Annotated in this window: 16 protein-coding genes; 10 read left to right on the forward strand and 6 right to left on the reverse strand. The window is 70.8% G+C overall.

Translation table 11 applies throughout. From position 1 onward, the window contains the following. Positions 1-65: 65 nt before the first annotated feature. The gene (locus tag ACZ7J0_RS20830) at positions 66-1,751 is read right to left on the reverse strand and encodes an MDR family MFS transporter (RefSeq protein WP_470889388.1); all 1,686 of its coding nucleotides are present in this window, start codon (positions 1,749-1,751) and stop codon (positions 66-68) included. Between the two features lie 256 nt (positions 1,752-2,007). On the opposite strand from ACZ7J0_RS20830, the gene ACZ7J0_RS20835 reads away from it, so the two are divergent. From ACZ7J0_RS20835 to ACZ7J0_RS20855, 5 genes are all read left to right on the forward strand, one after another. Continuing rightward, positions 2,008-3,150 carry a glycosyltransferase gene (locus ACZ7J0_RS20835; RefSeq protein ID WP_470889390.1) on the forward strand — a complete coding sequence of 381 codons (1,143 nt, stop codon included), beginning with the start codon at positions 2,008-2,010 and terminating at the stop codon, positions 3,148-3,150. 150 nt (positions 3,151-3,300) lie between these two features. Next, positions 3,301-3,498 carry a hypothetical protein gene (locus ACZ7J0_RS20840; RefSeq protein WP_468710504.1) on the forward strand — a complete coding sequence of 66 codons (198 nt, stop codon included), beginning with the start codon at positions 3,301-3,303 and terminating at the stop codon, positions 3,496-3,498. Next, positions 3,495-5,813 carry a TOMM precursor leader peptide-binding protein gene (locus ACZ7J0_RS20845; RefSeq protein ID WP_470889392.1) on the forward strand — a complete coding sequence of 773 codons (2,319 nt, stop codon included), beginning with the start codon at positions 3,495-3,497 and terminating at the stop codon, positions 5,811-5,813. Before ACZ7J0_RS20840 ends, ACZ7J0_RS20845 begins: the two co-directional genes overlap by 4 nt. A gap of 140 nt (positions 5,814-5,953) precedes the next feature. After that, the gene (locus ACZ7J0_RS20850) at positions 5,954-7,150 is read left to right on the forward strand and encodes a sensor histidine kinase (RefSeq protein ID WP_470889394.1); all 1,197 of its coding nucleotides are present in this window, start codon (positions 5,954-5,956) and stop codon (positions 7,148-7,150) included. A gap of 123 nt (positions 7,151-7,273) precedes the next feature. Continuing rightward, positions 7,274-7,882, forward strand: a complete 609-nt coding sequence (locus ACZ7J0_RS20855; RefSeq protein ID WP_470889396.1) for a response regulator transcription factor — start codon at positions 7,274-7,276, stop codon at positions 7,880-7,882. Positions 7,883-7,975: 93 nt separating this feature from the next. Here the strand turns inward: ACZ7J0_RS20855 and ACZ7J0_RS20860 are convergent, their stop codons facing one another. From ACZ7J0_RS20860 to ACZ7J0_RS20875, 4 genes are all read right to left on the reverse strand, one after another. Further along, positions 7,976-8,782 (reverse strand): AfsR/SARP family transcriptional regulator, encoded by an 807-nt coding sequence (locus ACZ7J0_RS20860; RefSeq protein WP_470889398.1) that lies wholly within the window; start codon positions 8,780-8,782, stop codon positions 7,976-7,978. A gap of 166 nt (positions 8,783-8,948) precedes the next feature. Next, positions 8,949-9,716, reverse strand: coding sequence for an adhesin (locus tag ACZ7J0_RS20865; protein WP_470889400.1), 768 nt, complete (start codon positions 9,714-9,716; stop codon positions 8,949-8,951). Positions 9,717-9,883: 167 nt separating this feature from the next. After that, complete coding sequence (locus ACZ7J0_RS20870; protein ID WP_470889402.1) at positions 9,884-11,761, reverse strand: MFS transporter; 1,878 nt, start codon at positions 11,759-11,761, stop codon at positions 9,884-9,886. A gap of 114 nt (positions 11,762-11,875) precedes the next feature. Beyond that, positions 11,876-14,212 (reverse strand): D-alanyl-D-alanine carboxypeptidase, encoded by a 2,337-nt coding sequence (locus ACZ7J0_RS20875; RefSeq protein WP_470889404.1) that lies wholly within the window; start codon positions 14,210-14,212, stop codon positions 11,876-11,878. Between the two features lie 173 nt (positions 14,213-14,385). On the opposite strand from ACZ7J0_RS20875, the gene ACZ7J0_RS20880 reads away from it, so the two are divergent. The 3 genes from ACZ7J0_RS20880 to ACZ7J0_RS20890 all read left to right on the forward strand — a co-directional run bounded on the left by ACZ7J0_RS20880 (position 14,386) and on the right by ACZ7J0_RS20890 (position 16,632). Beyond that, entirely contained in the window at positions 14,386-15,114 is a 729-nt protein-coding gene (locus ACZ7J0_RS20880) for a GOLPH3/VPS74 family protein (protein WP_468710513.1), read from the forward strand. Between the two features lie 256 nt (positions 15,115-15,370). Continuing rightward, positions 15,371-16,231 carry a helix-turn-helix domain-containing protein gene (locus ACZ7J0_RS20885; RefSeq protein WP_470889406.1) on the forward strand — a complete coding sequence of 287 codons (861 nt, stop codon included), beginning with the start codon at positions 15,371-15,373 and terminating at the stop codon, positions 16,229-16,231. Positions 16,232-16,422: 191 nt separating this feature from the next. Further along, entirely contained in the window at positions 16,423-16,632 is a 210-nt protein-coding gene (locus tag ACZ7J0_RS20890; RefSeq protein WP_470889408.1) for a DUF397 domain-containing protein, read from the forward strand. Positions 16,633-16,748: 116 nt separating this feature from the next. On the opposite strand, the gene ACZ7J0_RS20895 is transcribed toward ACZ7J0_RS20890, so the two are convergent. Continuing rightward, positions 16,749-17,588, reverse strand: a complete 840-nt coding sequence (locus ACZ7J0_RS20895; protein ID WP_470889409.1) for a hypothetical protein — start codon at positions 17,586-17,588, stop codon at positions 16,749-16,751. A gap of 81 nt (positions 17,589-17,669) precedes the next feature. Between ACZ7J0_RS20895 and ACZ7J0_RS20900 the strand changes: the two genes are divergently transcribed. Both ACZ7J0_RS20900 and ACZ7J0_RS20905 read left to right on the forward strand, forming a co-directional pair. Beyond that, a complete protein-coding gene (locus tag ACZ7J0_RS20900) occupies positions 17,670-18,452 on the forward strand; it encodes an SDR family oxidoreductase (RefSeq protein ID WP_470889411.1) in 783 nt (260 codons plus the stop codon). A gap of 203 nt (positions 18,453-18,655) precedes the next feature. Beyond that, positions 18,656-20,209, forward strand: a complete 1,554-nt coding sequence (locus tag ACZ7J0_RS20905) for a sodium:solute symporter family protein (RefSeq protein WP_470889413.1) — start codon at positions 18,656-18,658, stop codon at positions 20,207-20,209.

A 20,209-nucleotide genomic window follows, 5' to 3' on the forward strand; every position in this document is an offset into this window, starting at 1 on the left:
GAATGCGTACGAGAGCGGGTCGGGTGGGACGAGGGGCGGGATCAGGGGAGTGATCCCCCCGCTCGTCAGTCCTTGGCCTTCGCGCCCGTCGTCTCGGGCTGCTTGGCCGCTCCCCCCGGGCCGCCGGCGGGCGCCGCGCCGGGCCGCTTCTCCCGGGGGATGACGGCCAGGACCAGCGCGAGCAGCAGCAGCACACCGCTGACCACGAACACGGTCTGCATCGCCTCGGCCATGCCCTCGAGGAACGGCTTGGCCAGGCGCGGGTCGGCGTGCTCGAGGAACGAGCTGTTGTCCAGCGGGACCGATCCGTCGCGGCCGTCGAGCAGCACCTTGTTGGCCGCCTGGCCGGCCACCGCGGGGTCGGAGGCGGCCGCCGCGAAGGCGGGGTCGGAGGCGGCGGCCCGGTACGCGGCGGCCACCTTCTCGCCCACCGCCCCGAAGAACATCGACAGGAAGACCGCGATGCCCGCCGTGCCGCCGATCTGCCGGAAGAAGGTGAACGACCCCATGCCGGCGCCCATGTACTGCGGCGCGACGCCCTTCTGGATGGCGATCAGCATGACCTGCCAGCACAGTCCGATACCGAGGCCCATCACACCGGCGGCGATGCCGGTCTGCCACAGCGGGGTACTGGCCGCGAGCGTCCCGAACCAGAAGGTCCCGATCACCATCAGCAGGACACCGCCGACGAGAATCGCCTTGTAACGGCCGGTCTTGGTGACGAACGGGCCGCACAGCCGCCCGGCGGCGACGATGCCGAGCGTCTGCGGCAGCATCATCAGACCCGCCTGGGTGGGCGAGAGTCCCTTGACCATCTGCAGGTACAGCGGCAGGACGGACAGCGCTCCGAAGACGGCCGCGCCCACCAGGACGTTGACGCCGTTGTAGACGGAGAACAGCGGATTGCGGAACATCGGGGTGGGCAGCAGAGCGGCGCCGCCGGCCCGCCTCTGCGCCAGCAGGAACAGCACGAGGCCCACCGCGCCCAGGGCGAAGAGCCCGAGCGTTCCGCTGTCCGCCCAGCCCCACTTGGGGCCCTGCTCCACCGCGAAGAGCGCCGGCAGCAGGCAGGCGAGGAGCGCCAGCAGGCCGAGGACGTCGAACTTCTGCGGCGTACGGCTGGGCTGGACGCGGACCAGTGTGCCGATCAGCAGGGCCGCGGCGAGGCCGATCGGCACGTTGATGTAGAAGGCCCAGCGCCAGCCGGAGGCGCCCGCGAAGCTGTCGAGCCCGGCGAAGAAGCCGCCGGCGACGGGCCCGATGACGGCCGAGACGCCGAAGACGGCACCGAACCAGGCCTGGTAGCGGCTGCGTTCGGTGAGCGGCACCAGGTCGGTGAGGATCGCGAAGGCGAGGCTCATCAGACCGCCGGCGCCGAGACCCTGGATTCCCCGGAACACCGCGAGGGAGGTCATCGACTGCGCGAGGCCGCAGAGCACCGAGCCGAGGACGAAGACGGCCACGGCCGTGCAGTAGACGGGCCGCCGCCCGTAGATGTCGGAGAGCTTGCCGTACAGCGCGGTGGTCACCACCGACGTGATCATGTACGAGGTGTTGGCCCAGGCCTGTTCCGAGAGGCCGTTGAGGTCGTCCGCGATGGTGCGCAACGCCGCGGAGATGATGGTCTGGTCGAGTGCGGCCATGAAGAGGCCGAGCAGCAGACCCGTCATGATCAACCGGATTCTGCGCCGGTCGTCCGCGGAGAGGCCGGACCCGGGCGCGGACGCGTCCGGCTTCGCTGTGTCAGTCATCGGAGTTCTTCCCTTAAGTACGGCGGTGGAGGCTGTGCCATGACAGGTCCAGGCCACTGGGTCGGTTCAAGGATGAAACCTCGAGTGCGATAGAGGTCAAGCGGGATTGTGGGCGCCCCTCCTAGGGCTCGACTCGCGCTCGACTCGGACTCGCACCCCACCCGCGGCCGCACCCGCGCGTGGCACCACCCCCGAGCCCACCTCCTCCAGTACCTCTCCAGGGCGGCTCGACCCCGCCGCCCTAACGTCCGCGCCCATGAGATTCCTTTTCGTATCCGGAGGAAGCGCGGGAGCGGTCTTCCCGATCACCCCGCTCGCCCTGGCGGCTCGCAACGCCGGCCACGAAGTGATCGTGGGGGCGACGGAGAACGTCATGCCGCTGGTCGCGGCGACCGGACTGCCCGGCGCGCCGATCACCTCGCGGACCATGTTCGACTTCATGCAGCGGGACCGGCAGGGCAATCCGCTGGAGATCCCCAAGGACCCCCACGAGCGGAATCTGTTCAACGGGCGCGGCATGGCCCGGCTCGCCGTCGGCAGCATGGAGGGCCTGGTCCCGCTGGTGGAGCGGTGGCGGCCGGACGTACTGGTGGCCGGCGCGCTGTCCTACGCGGCGCCGCTGGTGGCGCACCGGTTCGGCATTCCGTGGGTCCGGCAGGCCCTCAACATGGGCGAGCCCGCCATCATCGACCTCTCCGCCACGGCCGAACTCGCCCCGGAACTGGCCGAGCTGGGCCTGGACGCCCTGCCGGCGCCCGACATGTTCGTGGACATCTGCCCGCCCGGCGCCCGGCGCCCGGACGCGGGTCCGGCGCAGTTCATGCGATACATCCCGTTCAACACCCAGCGCGCGCTGGAACCCTGGATGTACACCAAGGGCGATCGGCCGCGCGTCCTGGTCTCGGCGGGCAGCCGGATCACCGCCGACTACGAGTTCGACGCGCTCAAGGCGCTGGTGCGGAAGGTCGCCGGGCTCGACGTCGAGCTGCTGGTCGCGGCTCCGCAGGAGATGGCCGACGCCCTGGGCGAGCTGCCCGACAACGTACGCGCCGGCTGGCTGCCGCTGGACGTCGTGCTGCGCACCTGCGATCTGCTGGTCCACCGGGCCGGCGGCAACACCATGCTGCACGCCATCGTGTGCGGGGTCCCGCAGTTGGTCATCCCCGCCATGCCCAAGCAGGTCGGCATGTCGGAGCGGCTGGCGGAGTACGGCGCGGCCATCATGCTCACGCAGAACGTCGACGACTCCCCCGAGAACGTCGTCAAGGCGTGCCAGGAGCTGCTGGAGAACGCGTCCTACCGGACCCGTACCGAGGAGCTGAGCCGGGAGATCGCCGCCCTGCCGAGCCCGCACGATGTGACCTTGGCCATTGAGGAGTTGGTACGGGCCAAGTCCTGACCGGGGGCATGAATCCCTCATGCCCAAGTCATGAAGAAATCACTGGTCACGGGCCGTCTCGCGTCCTGAGAATCCAGACAAGGCACTGGGTCGCAGAGCCTTGCCCCCACTCGTGGATCACTCATGGATCGCTTCAGGGAAGGAACCGACATGCAGCACGTCCGCACGGCGGACCCGTACACCGCGCTCGCCGAACTGGGCCTGGTGTCTTCCGAGGGCGGTGCCGCGACCGCCGCCCCGGCGGCCACCCTCACCATCGAGGACCTGGACGCGGCGCCCGCCGACGCCACGGCCCTGTTCACCGTCTGCATCCTGGCGCCGGAGCCCAGCGAGCTCTGCGCGGCGTGACCGAGCAGGGGGGCCGGACGCCTGCGCACTCCCCCGGTGACGAAGGCCCGCGCATCGGCTTCAAGAGCCATCTGCGCGGCGTCGTGGTCCCGGGCGAGGCCGTCTATCTGGTCTCCGCCCGGGGGGTGTCCGCCGTGCGCGGCGCGCCCGCCGAGGCGCTGGCCCCCCTCCTCGACGGCACCCGCACCCTCCCCGCCGTACTGCGGGAGGCCGCCGAGGCACCGGGCTGCGACCCGGACCTGCTCTGGCAGGCACTGCGCGACCTGTCCGGCGCCCAGCTGATCAGGACGTACGGCTCCGGGCCCGAGGCCACCGAGGACAGCTCCCACCCGGCCACCGACGCCTTCTGGGACCTGGCCGGCGTGCCCGGTGGGCGGATCGGCGACGAGCGCCCCGCCACCGTCCACCTCACCGTGCTCGACGACGGCCTCGTCACGCACGACGAGGCGCGCGCCGCCTGCGCCGCCTCAGGTCTGAACGTCGTGGAGGACGAGGCGGACAGCACGTTCACGCTGGTCCTCTGCGCGGACTACCTCGATCCCCGGCTGGCCGGGATCGACGCCCGGCAGCGCGCCGCCGGGCGGCCGTGGCTGCCGGCGAAGCCAGGTGGCCCGGACATCTGGACGGGACCCGTCTTCCGGCCCGGTGAGGGGCCCTGCTGGTCCTGTCTCGCCGACCGGCTGCGCCACCACCGCGGCAGTGAGGACCCCCTGCGGCGGGCCCTGGGGCTCGACGGCCCACTGCCGCGCCCCGAGGCGTCGCTCCCGGCCGGCCGGGCGATCGGGCTGAGCGCCGCCGTCCTGGAGACCGCCAAGTGGCTGGCCGGGGTGCGCCACCGGACCCAGGACGCCGTCCACGTCCTGGACACCCTCACCTTGTCCGGAGCACACCACCCGGTGACCCGCCGCCCCCAGTGCGCCGCCTGCGGCGACCCGGGTCTCGTCGCCGAGCTGGTCCGCTCGCCCTTCGTGCCGGTCTCCCGTCCCAAGGCGGCGGACGCGGGCAACGGCCACCGCGCCCTGACGCCCGCCCAGATGCTCCGGAAGTACGGCCACGTGGTGGGCGGCGTCACCGGTGTCGTCCGCGAGCTGCGGCGTGACCCGCGCAGCCCCGCCTTCACCGAGAGCTATCTCTCCGGCCACAACCTCGCCGTCCGCTCGCACACCTTGGCCGGGCACAGCGCCGGGCTGCGCGCGCTGAGCGGCGGCAAGGGCCTCACCCCGGACGAGGCCAGGGTGAGTGCCCTCTGCGAGGCCGTGGAGCGCTACAGCGGCTCCCGCCACGGCGACGAACCGGTGGTCCGGGACACCTTCCGGGCGCTTGGCGCCTCCGCCGTGCACCCCGACGCCTGCCGGCTGTACGACCCGCGCCAACTCCGGGACCGGCAGCGCTGGAACGCGTCCGGCTCGCCCTTCCAGTACGTCGGCCACCCCTTCGACGAGGACCGGGTCATCGACTGGACTCCGCTCTGGTCGATGACCGAGGGCGTCCACCGGCTCCTGCCGACCTCCCTCCTCTACTACGACGCCGATCCCGCCGCCCCGCTGCGCGCGGACTCCAACGGCAACGCCGCGGGCTCCAGCAAGGAGGACGCCTTCGTCCAGGGCTTCCTGGAGCTGGTGGAGCGCGACGCCGTCGCCATGTGGTGGTACAACCGCACCCGCGCGCCCGGCATCGACCTCGACTCCTTCGCCGAGGAGTGGATCGAACGCCTCCGCACCGGCTACCGCTCGGTCGGCCGGGAGATCTGGGCGCTCGACCTGACCTCCGACTTCGGCATCCCGGTGGTCGCGGCACTGTCCCGGCGGACCGACAAACCCGCCGAGGACATCGTGTTCGGCTTCGGCGCCCACCTGGATCCCCGGATCGCCCTGCGCCGGGCGCTCACCGAGATGGGGCAACTGCTCCCGGCGGTCGCCGCCGTCCGGTCCGACGGCTCGGGCTACGCCATCGACGACCCCGACGCACGGGCCTGGTGGGCCGGGGCCACCCTCGCCAACACGCCCTATCTCCCACCCGATCCGGCCCTTCCGCCGAGCACCCCCGGCACCTGGTCCTCCACTCCCCGCCCCGACCTCGCGGACGACGTCGCCGCTCTCACTGCCCTCGCGCGCGGGCGCGGTCTCGACGTGCTCGTACTGGATCAGACCCGGCCCGACATCGGGCTGCCGGTGGTGAAGGTCGTCATGCCGGGCATGCGCCACTTCTGGCCGCGGTTCGCCCCCGGCAGGCTCTTCGACGTGCCCGTCGAGCTGGGCCGGCTCCCCCGCCCCACACCGTATGAACAGCTCAATCCCGTACCGCTGTTCATCTGACCCGGGACCTCGCCGACCGTCCCTCGGGGCATCGCGCCGGTAAGGGACGCTCGGCATGAGTGCCGCTGACGTCGACACCTCTCGCTGAGGTATCGTCCCGGTATGCTCGATCAGTCTCCGCAGAGAGGCCATCACGCCCGATGAACGCACGTGATCGGTCCGGCGACGAGTCGGATTCACCGGCCCCGCCCGTCGTCCGCGAAGACTCGGACGTACCGGCTCCGCGACTGGCACGCATCGTCCTGCTGGCCGCCCTGGCCGGCTACTCCATGATCACCGTTCTCAACATCATCAACGAGGACCTGCCTCCGTCCGGTCTCGTCGTGGCGCTCGCCGGCCTGGCCGGTGTCCTCGCCCTCCAGGTCGCCCACTCGGCACCCGGCGCCCGCCACGCCCCGGCCCACCGGCGCGCGTTGACCCTGGCGCTCCAGGCCGCTCTCACCTACGGCCCGCTGGCGCTGTTCCACACGGCATGGGGAGCGATGGGCGGATTCCTCGCCGGCTCGGTCCTCCTGCTGCTGCCCGGCCGGGCCGCCTGGCCGCTGTACGGGATGATCGGCCTGTCCATGTTCTCGTACAGCCTCCTCGGGGACCGCTCGCTGCTCGACAGCGCCTACCTCGCGGAGTCGACGCTCGTCACCGGCCTCGTCGTGTTCGGTCTGAGCAGCCTCACCGGCCTGGTGAACCGGCTGCACGCCCACCGCGCCGAACTGGCCCGGCTGGCCGTCGCGGGCGAGCGGCTGCGCTTCTCCCGCGATCTGCACGACCTGCTGGGCTACAACCTCTCCGCGATCACGCTCAGGACCGAACTGATCCGGCGGCTCGCCCCCGACCTGCCCGAGCGGGCACGGGAGGAGGTGGAGTCCGTGCTGTGCCTGTCGCGACAGTCGCTCGCCGACGTCCGCAAAGTGGCCATCGGCTACCGGGACATGTCACTGCGCCAGGAGGCGGAGGTCACCCGCTCCATGCTGGAGGCGGCCGAGATAAAGGTCGAGACACACATAGCGGTCGGGCCGCTGGCCCCCGAGATCGACACGGTGCTCGCCACCGTGCTCCGCGAGGGTGTCACCAACGCGCTGCGGCACAGTCATGTACGGCACTGCCACATCCGTGCCACCGAGAAGGACGGGATGGTCACGCTCTCGCTCGGCAACGACGGAGTGACCACGGGGGACGACGCGCCGGGCCCGTACGGCGACCACACCGGCGACGGCGCGAGCGGCAGCGGACTGCACAACCTCGCCCACCGGCTCACCCGCATCGGCGGGAGCCTCACCACGGAGCTGGGCGACGACGGCTGGTTCCGGACAACCGCACGCGTCCCGGCCGGTCCTTGACCCGGACCTGACCCGATTCGGACCACCACCGATCCGGCCACGCGGTCTACGTCACGGCCGGGAACCGCCGGTTCGTGAAAGGATCAATCCGGGTTTGTTGTGATTCCGGGGGGAGCCTGAGAAGTGATACGCATACTGCTGGCCGAGGACATGCACATGGTCCGCGGAGCCCTGGTGGCCCTGCTGACCATGGAGGACGACCTCGAAGTCGTCGCCCAGGTCGAGCGCGGGGACGAGATCGTGCCGGCGGCGCTGGAGCACCGCCCCGATGTCGCCATCCTCGACATAGGGCTTCCCGGGCTCGACGGGTTGAGCGCCGCGGAACGCCTCGCCGAAGAACTCCCCAGCTGCCGCACCCTGATCCTCACCAGCCTCAGCCGTCCAGGGGTCCTGCGCCGGGCGCTGGCCTCGAAGGTCGCGGGCTATCTGCCCAAGGACGCCCCGCCGCAGGAACTGGCCGAGGCGGTACGCCGGATCGCGGCCGGCCACCGGGCCATCGACTCGCAGCTGGCGCTGGCGGCCTGGGACAGCCTCGAAAGTCCGCTCACCGAGCGCGAACACGAGGTGCTGCGGCTGACCGCCGAGGGCAACGAGGCGCCGGAGATCGCCGCCCGGCTGCATCTGTCGGTGGGGACCGTGCGCAACTACGTGACCTCGGTGGTCACCAAACTGAACGCCCGCAACCGGGTGGACGCGGTGCGCATCGCCCAGGAGTCCGGCTGGCTGCTGTGAGGGCGGGCGGCCCCGCCCGCCCACCACGCCTCACAGCCCGCGGACATGCCGGGGGCCACGCTCCCCGCGCCCCGCTACTTCCGGGGTGACCGCTCACGCGCTCCTGCCGAGGGGCCGCAACCCCCTGGGTTCCGCGTCCAGTTCACCCGCCAGGACCGCCTGGTGCAGCCGCTGCAGACGCTGGGAAGGCTCCACGCCCAGCTCGTCGATGAGCGTTCTGCGCAGCTGCTGGAAGACGTCCAGCGCCCGCCACGCGCCGCCCGAGCGGTACAGCGCGGTCATCAGCTGCGCCGCCAGGTTCTCGTTCATCGGATGCTGGGCGACCAGCATCCGCAGCTCGGCCAGGAGCGAGGAGTGCCTGCCCAGCAGCAGATCCGCTTCGATGCGCTGCTCCAGCGCGCGCATCCGCTGCTCGTCCATGCCGAGGATCTCCATCCCCAGCACCCGCCCCACCGGCACGTCCACCAGCGCGGGCCCGCGCCACAGGGCCAGCGCCCGGCCCAGTACGGCGGACGCCGCCCGCGCGTCACCCGCCTCCAGGGCCGCGGACCCCCGCGTGGCGAGGTGCTGGAACTCGCGCAGGTCGCTGGTGTCCGGCCGCAGGGCGAACTGGTAGCCGCCGAAGGAGGTGGTGAGGACGTCCTTGGCGGTGCCCCGCCTGCCCCCGCGCAGCCCGGCGGACATCATCCGGCGCAGATGCAGGATGTACGTCTGCAGCGTGGTCGCCGCGCTCTTCGGTATCGCGTCCCCCCAGATCTCCTCCATGAGCGTGGGAACCGTCACCACGCGCCCCGCGCGGATCGCGAGCAGGGCGAGCAGCTGACGGGGTTTCCCGGCGCTGGGAACTATCGACTCCCCGTGCAACCGGACTTCCAGCGGGCCCAGAATCCCAATGTCCACGACACATCCCCCAGAGACGTCTGACTGACCGTATCGATCTGACCGGTGTGGCCGTATCCGACGATCGCATCCCGTCCCTCTGGCACCCAGTGTCACGGTCATGGATTGGGGTGTGAGGATCTCACTCGAGGGGAATTCAAGCCGCCGTCCAGGCCGGTTCGACCGTTCAGCGTGCGGCGGAACGCAGCCCGGCGGGCGAGTCACCGCAGGTCAGCCGCATCTGGGCGGCCGCGTGGTGCGCACCGATCCGGGAGGCGTCCCCCCAGTCCCGGCCACGGTCCAGGAGGCGGACGGTGAAGGTGTCCGAGCGCGTGGGATAGCTCCCCACCGGGACCAGGCTGCCGCGGTGGACGGTCTGCCGAAGGCCGAAAATCGCGTATGGCGAGCCGTCCGACAGGACCTGATAGACCGTGGGATCACCGGCCGCGTCGCGGGCCCGCGGGGGATGTGGAACGTAGATCGCCAGCGCGCACGAGGTGTAGCCGTCGCCGATGCGCCAGGACCAGATGGCAGCGTTGTCACGGTCCGCCGTGGGACTGCCCGACATGGGGATCGCGGAGAAGCGGCCGTCGCATCCGGCGCCCCTGAAGCCACCGGACGTGACCGTGTACCAGCCCGCGTCACCGTTCGAGAAGCGGCCCTCTTCCCGGTAGTGGCCGCCCGAACAGCCCGGGCCGGCCCAGACGTCGTAGCCCGCGGGCGGAGATGTCGTCGACGCGCTGGGCGGGGGCGCGGGTGAGGAGGGAGCGGACGGGGAGGAGGAGACGGAGACCGACGGCGTCGGGAACGCCGTCGGCGCGATCCTCGTCGGCGCCCCGCCGCGCCCCGGATCGCCGCTTCCGGCGGCCTGGTCCGTCTTCTGCTCTTCGCCGCCCACCAGCGACACCGCCGCCACCAGACAGCCCGCCGCCGCCACGACTCCCGCTATGAGCAAGGTCTTTCGGGCGCGGCGCGGCGGTGGAGGGGGGTCCGGGCTCCAGGGGTCGTCTCCGCACACGGGACAGACCATCCCCGGCAGCGGACCCCTTCGGCCACGTCCGCAGCACCTTTCACATGCCATAGCAGGCCACTATGCAGGACGGGGGACAACCCTGGGGAGTATCAGCGCAGTTCTTCCGGACAGGCAGTGCCGCGCGGGAAGAGCTTGTACGGTGCCGCCAGCCGGTACACACCCGGCCTGGGCGCCAGCAGCTCCGTCCACTCGTCGCCCTGCGCGTCCTCCTCCGCCTTCAGCAGGCATCCGTCCTTGTTCACGAAGGTCTTCGGCACGTCGTCGTCGGCGCGCGCCTTCGACGCCTCGGTCTCCTGCGGCGGCTCGACCTTCTTGCCCTCGTCGTCGAGGAGTGCCAGCCAGGGCGAGTACGGAACGCGGATCAGGACCCGGCCCGCCGACTCCAGCCGGATCGTGACCTCGTTGGCGCCCGCCCGGTCCACCTTGGCGGGCGGCGCGGCCAGCGGCGTCGGGTCGGCGACCGCGAACAGCCGCCAGTTGGCGTCGGACCAGACCTGCTCCAGGTACGGCAGGCCGTCGGCGACGAGCTTCGCCTCCTGTTCGGCTCCCGAGTCCGGCGCGCCCGTCGGCAGCACCACGTAGTGGACGGCCCAGCGGGCCAGCCACTCCTGGTACGCGGTGGCGTTCAGCGTGTCGTCGTAGAAGACCGGGTTGCGTTCCATGTCCGCCTGCCGGTTCCAGCCCCGGGCGAGGTTGATGTACGGCGTGAGCGCGGACGCCTCGCGGTGACTGCGGGCGGGGACGACCTCGACCCGCGCCTTCTCCGCGCCGCGCACCTGGAGCTGGTTGATCAGCGGCGCCGCCTCGCGGGCCCAGGACGCGTCCGGCGCCGTGCGGACGACGTCGTCGACGCCCTTGAACCCGATCCAGAGGTTCAGTCCGGCGAAGGCCAGCACGAGCGCGTACCACCTGCGCGAGCGCGGGGCCGTGTACGGCAGCGCCGCCAGCAGCACCACCCCGGCGAAGAGCATCGGCAGCCGCGAGACGTTCGACCCGATCTGAGAGTCGATCAGCCAGGTGAGAAGCGTCCCGAGCGCGTACACGGCGGCGGCGGTGCGGACCGTGCGCCACTGCGCCGGCACGAGGACGAGGACGAGGACCCCGAAGAGGAACGGCAGCACCGTCGAGCCGAACGACATGGGCTGCGTACCGGAGAAGGGGAACAGCCAGGCGGAGAGCGCCACGACGGCGACCGGGGCGAGACCGAGGGCGTACGCGCCCGGGCGCCGCTTGTTGAGGAACAGCGCGGCGGCGACCACCCCGAGGAACAACCCGGCGACCGGGCTGGACGCGGTGGCCAGTCCCGCGAGCGGCGCGGCCGCGGCCGCCTTCGCCCACCGTTTCGTACGCCAGCGGTGCGGCCAGCAGAAGACGGCGGCCACGGCCCCGAGCGCGAACATCATCCCCAGGCCGAAGGTCACCCGGCCCGACAGCGCGTTGCACAGCAGCGCGAAGACCCCGGCCAGGGCGCATGCCAGAGGATTGCGGACGGCCCGGACCCGGACCAGGATCAGCGCGGTGAGCCCGGCGGAGACCGTGCCGACCGCCATCATCGTCGTGCGGACCCCGAGCAGGGACATCAGATACGGCGACACCACGCTGTACGAGACGGGGTGCATGCCGCCGTACCAGGCGAGGTTGTAGGCGGAGTCGGGGTGTCGGCCGACGAACTCCGCCCAGGCGTCCTGGGCGGCGAGGTCGCCGCCGCTGTTCGCGAAGACGAACACCCAGAGGACGTGCGTCAGCGCGGCGAGGGCCGTCGCGAGCGGAACCGGATGCCGCAGCCGCTCCCACCGGCCGGCGGGAGCGGCCGGGGCGGCCGCCGGCGGCCGCTGGCCCGGAAGCTGTATTCGCGGGGGAAGGCAGGCGGGGGGCGCGGGTGCGGCGACGGAGCCGTGGGTGGTGGATACGGCGCCGGGCCCGGCTTCCGTACCGTCCTCGGCGCGTGTCGGCTCAGTGGTCGTCACTGCGGCTCACTCCGTCTTGTCCCGGTACTCCTGAAGGGGACGCCGTCCCCGCGTGCGGAGTTGCCTGGGAACGCTAACAGTCGGGCGCCCCGGATACCGGGGCGCCCGGGGATGTCAGCCGACGCGGGTCAGCTTGGTCTCGAAGCCGGGCTCGACCAGCTCGCGCTGGAGGGCGACGGGCGCGGCGACCTTGCCCGCGCCCGTACCGATCGAGATCTCACCGACGACCGTGCCCTTCTTCGCGGCGTGGGGGACGCCCTTGCCACCGTCGGTCAGGGTCAGGTCGACCGTGAGGCCCGGCCAGCCGATCGCCTTGACCTCCTTCGTCGCGATGACCGGAGTCTGTCCGCCGAGGCCGTCGTCGATGTGACCGACGACCTGGCCCTTCTTGACGACCGTGGCGGAGGTGACGTCCCGCTGGGCGGTCTGGATGAGCTTCAGACTGTTCTTGATCGCCAGTTCCAGCTTCTTGCCGAGCTGGTCGGCGTTCTTGGCGCCCATGACCACACCGATGATGCGGCGCTTCTTGCCGTCGACCATCGTGTCGGCCGCCCACAGGAGGTTGCCGCCGGCCGGGGTGGACGAGCCCGTCTTGATGCCGCTCACGCCCGGCTCCAGCAGGATCGTGTTGTTGTTCTCGATCCGCTTGGGGATGCCGGGGATGGTGATGTTGGGCGTGTTCACGATCTCGCGGAAGACGTCGTACTTCATGACGGCCTTGCCCAGCTTGATCTGGTCCTGCGGCGTCGAGACGGTCGTCGCCTTGAGCCCGCTGGGGTCGGTGTACGTCGAGCCGGTCATGCCGAGGTCCTTGGCGGCGGCGTTCATCTTCTCGACGAACGCGGCCTCCGTGTCGGCGTCCCAGCGGGCGAGCAGCCGCGCCACGTTGTTCCCGGACGGGATCATCAGCAACTGGAGGAGCTGCTTCTCCGTGTACTTCTCGTCTTCCTTGATGGGGGCCGTCGACTCGGCCGGGCGCTTGGCCTCATCGCCGGCGATCTTGTCGACGGTGATCTCCGGACCGGGTGCGTCGCCCTTGATCGGGTGGTCGCGAAGGATCACGTAGGCCGTCATGGTCTTGGCGACACTCGCGATCGGGGCCGGCTTCTGGGCTCCGTACGTGCCCATGCTGCCGACGCCCTCGACCTCGACGGCGCCCTGGCCCTCGGTGGGCCACGGCATCTTCAGTTCGCCGCCCTCGAAGGTGTGACTGGGGGCGGCGGTGAGCGACAGCTTCGGCACGGGCAGCGGACGCACAGCCTGTGCGACCGCAAAGACGATCAGCAGCAGGACGACGAGCGGCGTCCAGATCTTGAGGCGACGCACGACCGTCCGCACCGGCGTCTGCGGCGGGGGCGGAGTGTTCGTCAGCTCGGCGAGCAGATCGAGCGGGGGCAGCGGCGGCATCGGCTGCTGCTTGGTCCGCTCGGCCTCGCTGAGGGAGGCGGGCGCGCCGGAGGGCGCGGGGGCGGAGATCCGGACGGGTGCGGGTGCCGGAGCGGGGGGCGGGGTGGCCCGGGTGGCCGGCGGCCGGGGCGTGTCCGGCTTCAGCGCGATGAACTTGCTGGTGCGCTCGGCCTCCGACTCGGGCGTGGGCTTGGGGCCGGCCTTCGGCTCGGGCTTGCCTTCCGGCTTGGCCTCGGGCTTGCCTTCCGGCTTGGCCTCGGGCTCGGCCTCGGGCTTGGCCTCCGGGTGCGGGGCGGGGACCTTGAGCATGGTGGTGGGCTGGTCCACGGCCGAGGGCCGCACGGCCTTGAAGACGGCGGTGGCCTGGTCGCCCCCGGCCTTGGGCGTGCCGGCCTCGGGCTTCGACTCGGGCTTCGGCGTCTCGGGCTTGGGCTTCTCGGGCTTGGGCTTCTCGGCAGCGGGCTTCTCGGGCTCGGCCTCGGGCTCGGCCTCGGGCTCGGCCTCGGGCTCGGCCTTGGGCTCAGCCTTCGGCTCGGGCGTCTCCGGGCGCTTGGCCGGGGCCGGGACGACCGGTGCGGCGTCGGCGGAGGGCGTGGCGGCACGATCCTGCACGGCCGTGTCGCCGGTTTCCTCACCCTTGTCGGAATCACCCGATGCGCCGGGATCAACCGATTGAGCCGACTGGCGGGACGCGACCGGCTCAGCCCCACCCTCGCCCTGACCGCCGGCCTTCGTGTCGGCCTTGGTGTCGGCCTCGGCGTCCGCGTCGCCGTCGCCCTCGGTGTCCGCCGCGTCGGCGCTCTGCACCCACGCCGCGACCGCCGCCCGCAGGCGCACGTCGCCCTCGGTGGTCCCCGACTCCGTCCCCGGCTCGGGCGTGCGCGGGGCGACTGCCTTGAAGACGGCCGTCGGCTGGTCCGTCTCATGTTCACGGAAGACGGAGAGCCGCGGGTCGCGTTCGCCCGGAGTCGTCTCCCCCGACGACTTCTGCTGCTCCGACTTGTCGGGGGACTCGCCCGCCACCGTGCCTCCTTCATGAGTCATACGTTTAGATTCGGCGCTGTCCGAACCATCTACCAGTGTCCTGTGTGAGCGCTTGGCCCCCGTGCTAGACGAGAACGACATACCTGCCGGTTCCCGCGCAAAGCACCCAGGCGCTCTCGACAGACCAATGTGAGAGGGGTCACCCTGTCATTCATCCACGCGGGGAGGCATGGATGGGCAGGAGCCGCAGAACAATTCCGGAGGAGCTTCTGCTGCTCGCTCTGGACCCGGCCACGGGTACCACAGCGCAGCCGCAGTCGCTCGACCTCGGCCTCGCCGGGGCTCAGCTAGTGGAGCTGGCTCTGGCAGGACGGATAGCCCCTGACGGGGATCGTATCGCCGTGGTGATGCCACGGCCGACCGGAGATCCGACTCTGGACTCCGCACTGGAACTGCTGCGCAGGCGCGGCAGCCCGGTACGGGCCGTCCACTGGATCGGCGGGCCCCGACTGGGGCTGCGCCAGATTTACCTCGCTCATCTGGAGCGGTGCGGCATGGTGCATGCCGTGGCGGGCCAGATGTGCGGAGTGCTGCCGACGACGCGCTACCAGGCGACGGAGACGGCGATCAGCCGGGACATCAGGGCCCGGCTGGACAGTGCGATCCGCACCGGCGTACCGCCGGACCCGCGGACCGCGGCGCTTGCCGCACTGGCCCACGCGGTCGGTCTCGGCAAGCACCTCTATCCCGGCAACGAGGGACGCTCATCGCGTTCCCGGCTCCGGGACCTGATCAGGCACGACCCGATGGGCGGTCTCGTCGCGCACGCCGTGATGGACGTCCAGAACGGTGTGGCGGCGCAGCCGCGCCGCAGCCCCGCCCCGGGCGGTGGCCGTCAGGCAGCCGTGCCGATGCAGGAGCGGCCACGCCACGGAACCATGGCACGGGTCGCCGCGCACTGAGCAGGGCAGTAGGCGTACACCGGCACCCCTGTGTACGCCGGCACGACGCACCTCGCACGATCCACCGCGCCGACGTCGTCCCCACGACCCGGTCCGGGAGCCGCACAGAGCGCGCGGGGCAGCCGTACAGGCCGCCCCGCGCGCCCGCGCGTGTGGCCATTTCCCAGCGCGCCCCCCACCTTTGGTGGCAGTCTGCTGAGACGTAGATACGCAGAGCTACGCGAGCAACAGCCAAGCAGCCGGAGGTGCAGTTTCCGTGGCGTCCAGTGTCAATCCCACCGTAAGGCGACGCCGATTGGGCCAGGAGTTGCGCCGGCTTCGCGAACTGAAGGGCATGACGGCGGAGGAGGTGGCCGAGCGCCTGCTGGTCTCCCAGTCGAAGATCAGCCGCCTGGAGAACGGCCGCCGCTCCATCAGTCAGCGCGACGTCCGGGACCTGTGCGGGGTGTACGAGGTCGAGGACCACCGCATCGTCGACTCCCTGATGCAGATGGCCAAGGACTCCCGCCAGCAGGGCTGGTGGCACGCCTTCGGCGACATCCCGTACAGCGTCTACATCGGCCTGGAGACGGACGCGGCCTCGCTGCGGGTGTACGAGTCGCTCATCGTTCCCGGTCTCCTGCAGACGCGTGAGTACGCCCAGTCGGTGATCGAGGGGATGTGGCCGGAGGCCACCCCCAGTGAGATCGACAAGCGCATCCAGATCCGGCTGAAGCGCCAGGACCGTCTCGCCGACCCGGTCAACCCGCTACGGTTCTGGGCCGTCATCGACGAGGCCCTGTTGCGTCGCGTCGTCGGGAATCCGCACATCATGGCCGATCAGCTCAGGCATCTCGCCCAGTTGAGCGAGAAGCCGCATGTCACGCTCCAGGTGCTGCCGTACGGCGTCGGCGCCCACCCCGGGATGTACGGCAAGTTCGCCATCCTGGAGTTCCAGGAGGCGATGGATGCCAGCGTCGTCTATCTGGAGGGCGTCACCAGTGACCTCTATCTGGAGAAGGCCAACGACGTTCAGAGCTATGCGGTGATGTACGAGCACCTGAGGGCGAAGGCGCTGAGTGCCGAGCAGTCACGGGAGTTCATCCACCAGGTGGCCGAGGAGCTCCAGGCGGACTAGCCGGATCCGGGGAAGCGGGCACCATACACTGCCGGAACCCGAGCGCAAAGATTTCAGTGGAATATGCCATCCAGATGGGTGAACGCGTCCCACCAGCGGTGATGTTGGAGCGTAGCGTCGAGAGCGAAGCCGCTGCCGCAGCAGCTGGTTTGCGCACCACCCACCCCACTGGCACAACCATCGGAGTCACGATGCTGTTTCAGCACGACGCGCTGGCGGAATGGACCAAGTCCTCGTACTCGGCCGTCAATGGAGACTGCGTAGAAGTCAAGGCGCAGGGGCACCTCGTGGTCCGCGTCCGGGACTCGAAGGACATCGCTCGCTCGAGTCTTGGATTCTCCGCGGAGACCTGGTCGGAGTTCATCCTCGACGTCAGCGAGCGCGGCCGCCCCGGCGCCTGACGCAGACGTCACACCGCACCCTCAGGAAAGCCCTCTCGACTGGATCGCCGTCCCGGCCGAGGGGGCTGGCTGCTGTCAGGCGGGACCCGCCCCGCTGAGCCGGGTGCGGCTCGCGGTCAGCGCAGTTCGTCGACGTACCGGTCGGTCCCCGGCACCGTCGGGATGAACGGCGCCACCAGTTCCACCCTCCCCAGCCCCGACGCGTCGACCTCCGCCCCCAGGTCCGTGAAGTGGTCCTCCCAGCAGGTGTGCGGGTCCTGTTCCAGGAACCAGAGGAGTGTCAGCCGGGTGTCGACACCCTCGACCTGTTTCACATAGGTCATCCGGTCGCCCGGCAGCGGTGTGGGGCGGAAGACGGTGACCATCGCCGCCGGGGAGCCGGCCAGGCGCCGCGGCAGATGGCGGCCGCGCAGCCACTCGACGAGTTCCGCCCGGTGTTCGGCGTTCTCGGCGTCGATGACCTGGAGGATCAGGCCCGCGTAGGGGTGGTCCAGGGCGTGGTGGTCGCGGGGTCCGGCGGCGCCGTCGCGGTAGAGGGTCGCCGCGTGGTCCTGGAAGGCGGTGAAGACGTGCGTACGGTCCTGGTAGACCCGGGCGTCGCGGTTCAGGCGCTTGTTGATGGCGACGGTCCACTTCATGTGGTCGTCGTAGCGGCCGTCGGTGATCCAGTACGTGGAGAGGTAGCAGCCGGCGGTCACCGGCTGGGCGACGGCCGACTTCTCGGGAAGGCGGAGTTCCTGGAGTGAGCGCGGCGCGACCCAGCGCCGCCCCGCGTAGATCCAGGGCATGGCCATGGCGCCCGCGTAGTAGTGGTCGTCCTCGTACCAGCGGTTGTACGCGTACTCATGGCCCGGGTGGGGTTCGACCATGGTGATCAGGGCGTGGCCGGGGCGCACTCCGTACGGGCCCACCGACGCCAGCTCCGCGTACACCTCGCTGCGGGTCTCCTCGCTCACACCGAACCCCTTCCCAAGTCGTCTGGAGCCACCTACTCTGACGGGCCGTCAGATGATTGGCCAGAGTCGGGAGGCGACCGGATGGTGCTCCAGGGGAAGACGGTCATCGTGTCGGGCGTCGGGGCCGGGCTCGGTCATCAGATCGCGGCGACGGTCGTGCGGGACGGGGGCAACGCCGTCCTCGGCGCGCGGACGACGGCGAATCTGGTGAAGTCGGCCGCGGAGATCGACCCGGAGGGACGGCGCACCGCCCATCTCGCCACCGACATCACCGACGCGGCGCAGTGCGAGGCCCTCGCCGCGCTGGCCGCCGAGCGGTTCGGCGGGATCGACGCGGTCATCCATGTCGCCGCGTGGGACAGCTACTTCGGCGGCATCGAGGACGCCGACTTCGCCACCTGGCAGGGGGTTCTCGACGTCAATCTGCTCGGGACGCTGCGGATGACCCGGGCCTGCCTGCCGGCGCTCAAGGAGCGCGGCGGTTCGGTCGTCATCATCGGTACGCAGTCATCGGTGGCCGCTCCCTCGCAGGTGAAGCAGGCGGCGTACGCGGCCTCCAAGGGCGCGCTGACCTCCGCGATGTACTCGATGGCGAGGGAGTTCGGTCCGCACCGGATCCGGGTCAACACGGTGCTTCCGGGCTGGATGTGGGGGCCGCCGGTCCAGGCGTACGTGCGGTTCACCGCGGACACCGAGGGCGTACCGGAGGCGGAGGTGCTGGAGCGGCTCGCGGAGCGGATGGCCCTGCCGGAGCTGGCGACCGACGGCGACGTGGCGGAGGCCGCGGCCTTCCTCGCCTCGGACCGGGCACGGGCGATCACCGGGCAGTCCCTCCTCGTCAACGCCGGTGAGCTGATGCGCTGAAGAGCCGTACCCAGACCCTCGGGCCGCACGGGCGGACATCGCCGTGCGGCCCTTTTTCCACCCATCTCAGTTCACGGATATGAATGTAGGTCAACAACTAGAACGATTTTACTCGCTCTTGACCTCTCCACGCGTTGTCGTGGCCGTTCAAATGACCACACCATGAACGGCGTTCACAAGACAGACCCCTGGAGGGGGCAGGCATGAACAGTCTCGACTGGGCCGTGCTCATCGGCTACTTCGGTGTGATGGTCGCGATCGGCGTCTGGTCCCACAAGCGCGTGGACGACGTCTCCGACTTCTTCACCGCCGGCGGCAAGATGCCGTGGTGGCTCTCGGGCATCTCGCACCACATGTCCGGGTACAGCGCGGTGATGTTCACCGGGTACGCGGGCATCGCGTACACCTACGGTGTCACCTCCTACGTCACCTGGTCCTTCCCGATCGCCGTGGGCATCGCCATCGGCGCGCATCTCTTCGCCCCACGGCTCAACCGGCTGCGCTCCCGGCTCCATGTGGCCTCCCCGCTCGAATACCTCAAGAACCGCTACGACCTGCCCACCCAGCAGGCCCTCGCCTGGTCCGGCGTCCTACTGAAGATCGTGGACGTCGGTGCCAAGTGGGCCGCCATCGCGACCCTGCTCTCCGTCTTCACCGGCATCTCGCTCAACCAGGGCATCCTGATCACCGGGATCATCACGGGCATCTACTGCACCGTCGGCGGCCTGTGGGCCGACGCGCTCACCGAACTGGGCCAGTTCGTCATCCAGTTCTTCGCCGGCATCGCGATGCTCGTCGCCGTCCTGTCCGAGCTCGGCGGCTTCAGCGCCCTGTGGAGCGTCTGGGACCGGCCGGAGCTCCAGGGGCACACCGCGCCGACGGCCGGCCCGTACACCCTGACCTTCCTGCTCGCGTACCTCTTCATCAAGACCTTCGAGTACAGCGGCGGCATGTGGAACCAGGCCCAGCGCTACATGGCGACGCCCAGCGCCCGGGAGGCCACCCGCTCCGGGCGGCTCTCCGCGGTCCTCTGGCTCGTGTGGCCGCTGGTCCTCTTCTTCCCGATGTGGGTCGCCCCGCTGCTCATCGAGCCGCACAAGGCGGACGCGTCCGACGCGTACGCCCTGATGACCCAACAGCTCCTGCCGCACGGCCTGCTCGGGCTGGTCATCGTCGGCTTCTTCTCGCACACCATGGCCATGTGCTCCTCGGACGCCAACGCCATCGCCGCCGTCTTCACCCGGGACATCGCGCCGGTGCTCTCCAAGGCGGCGCGGAGCTGGACCCACCGGGCCGGGCTGCTGGCCGCGCGGTGGTCGACGATCGCGTTCCTGGGTCTGTCGATGGCCGTCGCCACCCAGGTCAACTCCCCCACCTTCAAGGACATCATCACCGTCGTCATCAAGTGGGTCGCCGGGCTGATGGGGCCGATCGCGATCCCGTTCATGCTCGGACTGCTGCGTACGTTCCGCAAGTCCGGTCCGACGGCGGCGCTGACGTCGTGGGCGGCGGGGCTCTTCGTCTTCTGGCTCACCAACTACGGCCTGGACGGCATCGAGCTGCAGATCCAGATCGTCTCGCCGCTCGCCACCTCGCTGGTGCTGTACGTCCTGATCGGTCTCGTCAAGCCGGAGGACACCCCCGAGCGGGACGCGGTCCTCGACGTGCTCCACTCCGACGGCGGCGGCGCGGCGGCGGCCGTGCCCGGTCCGGCGGAGCCGGGCGACAGCAAGGTGCGGGAAGGCGCCGGCGGCTGA

It is taken from the genome of Streptomyces sp. NPDC038280 (assembly GCF_055600045.1).

What these genes read in the sequence shown, in the direction of transcription:
- ACZ7J0_RS20835 (WP_470889390.1), top strand. Translation starts at nt 2,008, where the DNA reads ATGAGATTCCTTTTCGTATCCGGAGGAAGCGCGGGAGCGGTCTTCCCG.
- ACZ7J0_RS20905 (WP_470889413.1), top strand. Translation starts at nt 18,656, where the DNA reads ATGAACAGTCTCGACTGGGCCGTGCTCATCGGCTACTTCGGTGTGATG.
- ACZ7J0_RS20850 (WP_470889394.1), top strand. Translation starts at nt 5,954, where the DNA reads ATGAACGCACGTGATCGGTCCGGCGACGAGTCGGATTCACCGGCCCCG.
- ACZ7J0_RS20890 (WP_470889408.1), top strand. Translation starts at nt 16,423, where the DNA reads ATGCTGTTTCAGCACGACGCGCTGGCGGAATGGACCAAGTCCTCGTAC.
- ACZ7J0_RS20875 (WP_470889404.1), bottom strand. Translation starts at nt 14,212, where the DNA reads ATGACTCATGAAGGAGGCACGGTGGCGGGCGAGTCCCCCGACAAGTCG.
- ACZ7J0_RS20830 (WP_470889388.1), bottom strand. Translation starts at nt 1,751, where the DNA reads ATGACTGACACAGCGAAGCCGGACGCGTCCGCGCCCGGGTCCGGCCTC.
- ACZ7J0_RS20840 (WP_468710504.1), top strand. Translation starts at nt 3,301, where the DNA reads ATGCAGCACGTCCGCACGGCGGACCCGTACACCGCGCTCGCCGAACTG.
- ACZ7J0_RS20880 (WP_468710513.1), top strand. Translation starts at nt 14,386, where the DNA reads ATGGGCAGGAGCCGCAGAACAATTCCGGAGGAGCTTCTGCTGCTCGCT.
- ACZ7J0_RS20900 (WP_470889411.1), top strand. Translation starts at nt 17,670, where the DNA reads ATGGTGCTCCAGGGGAAGACGGTCATCGTGTCGGGCGTCGGGGCCGGG.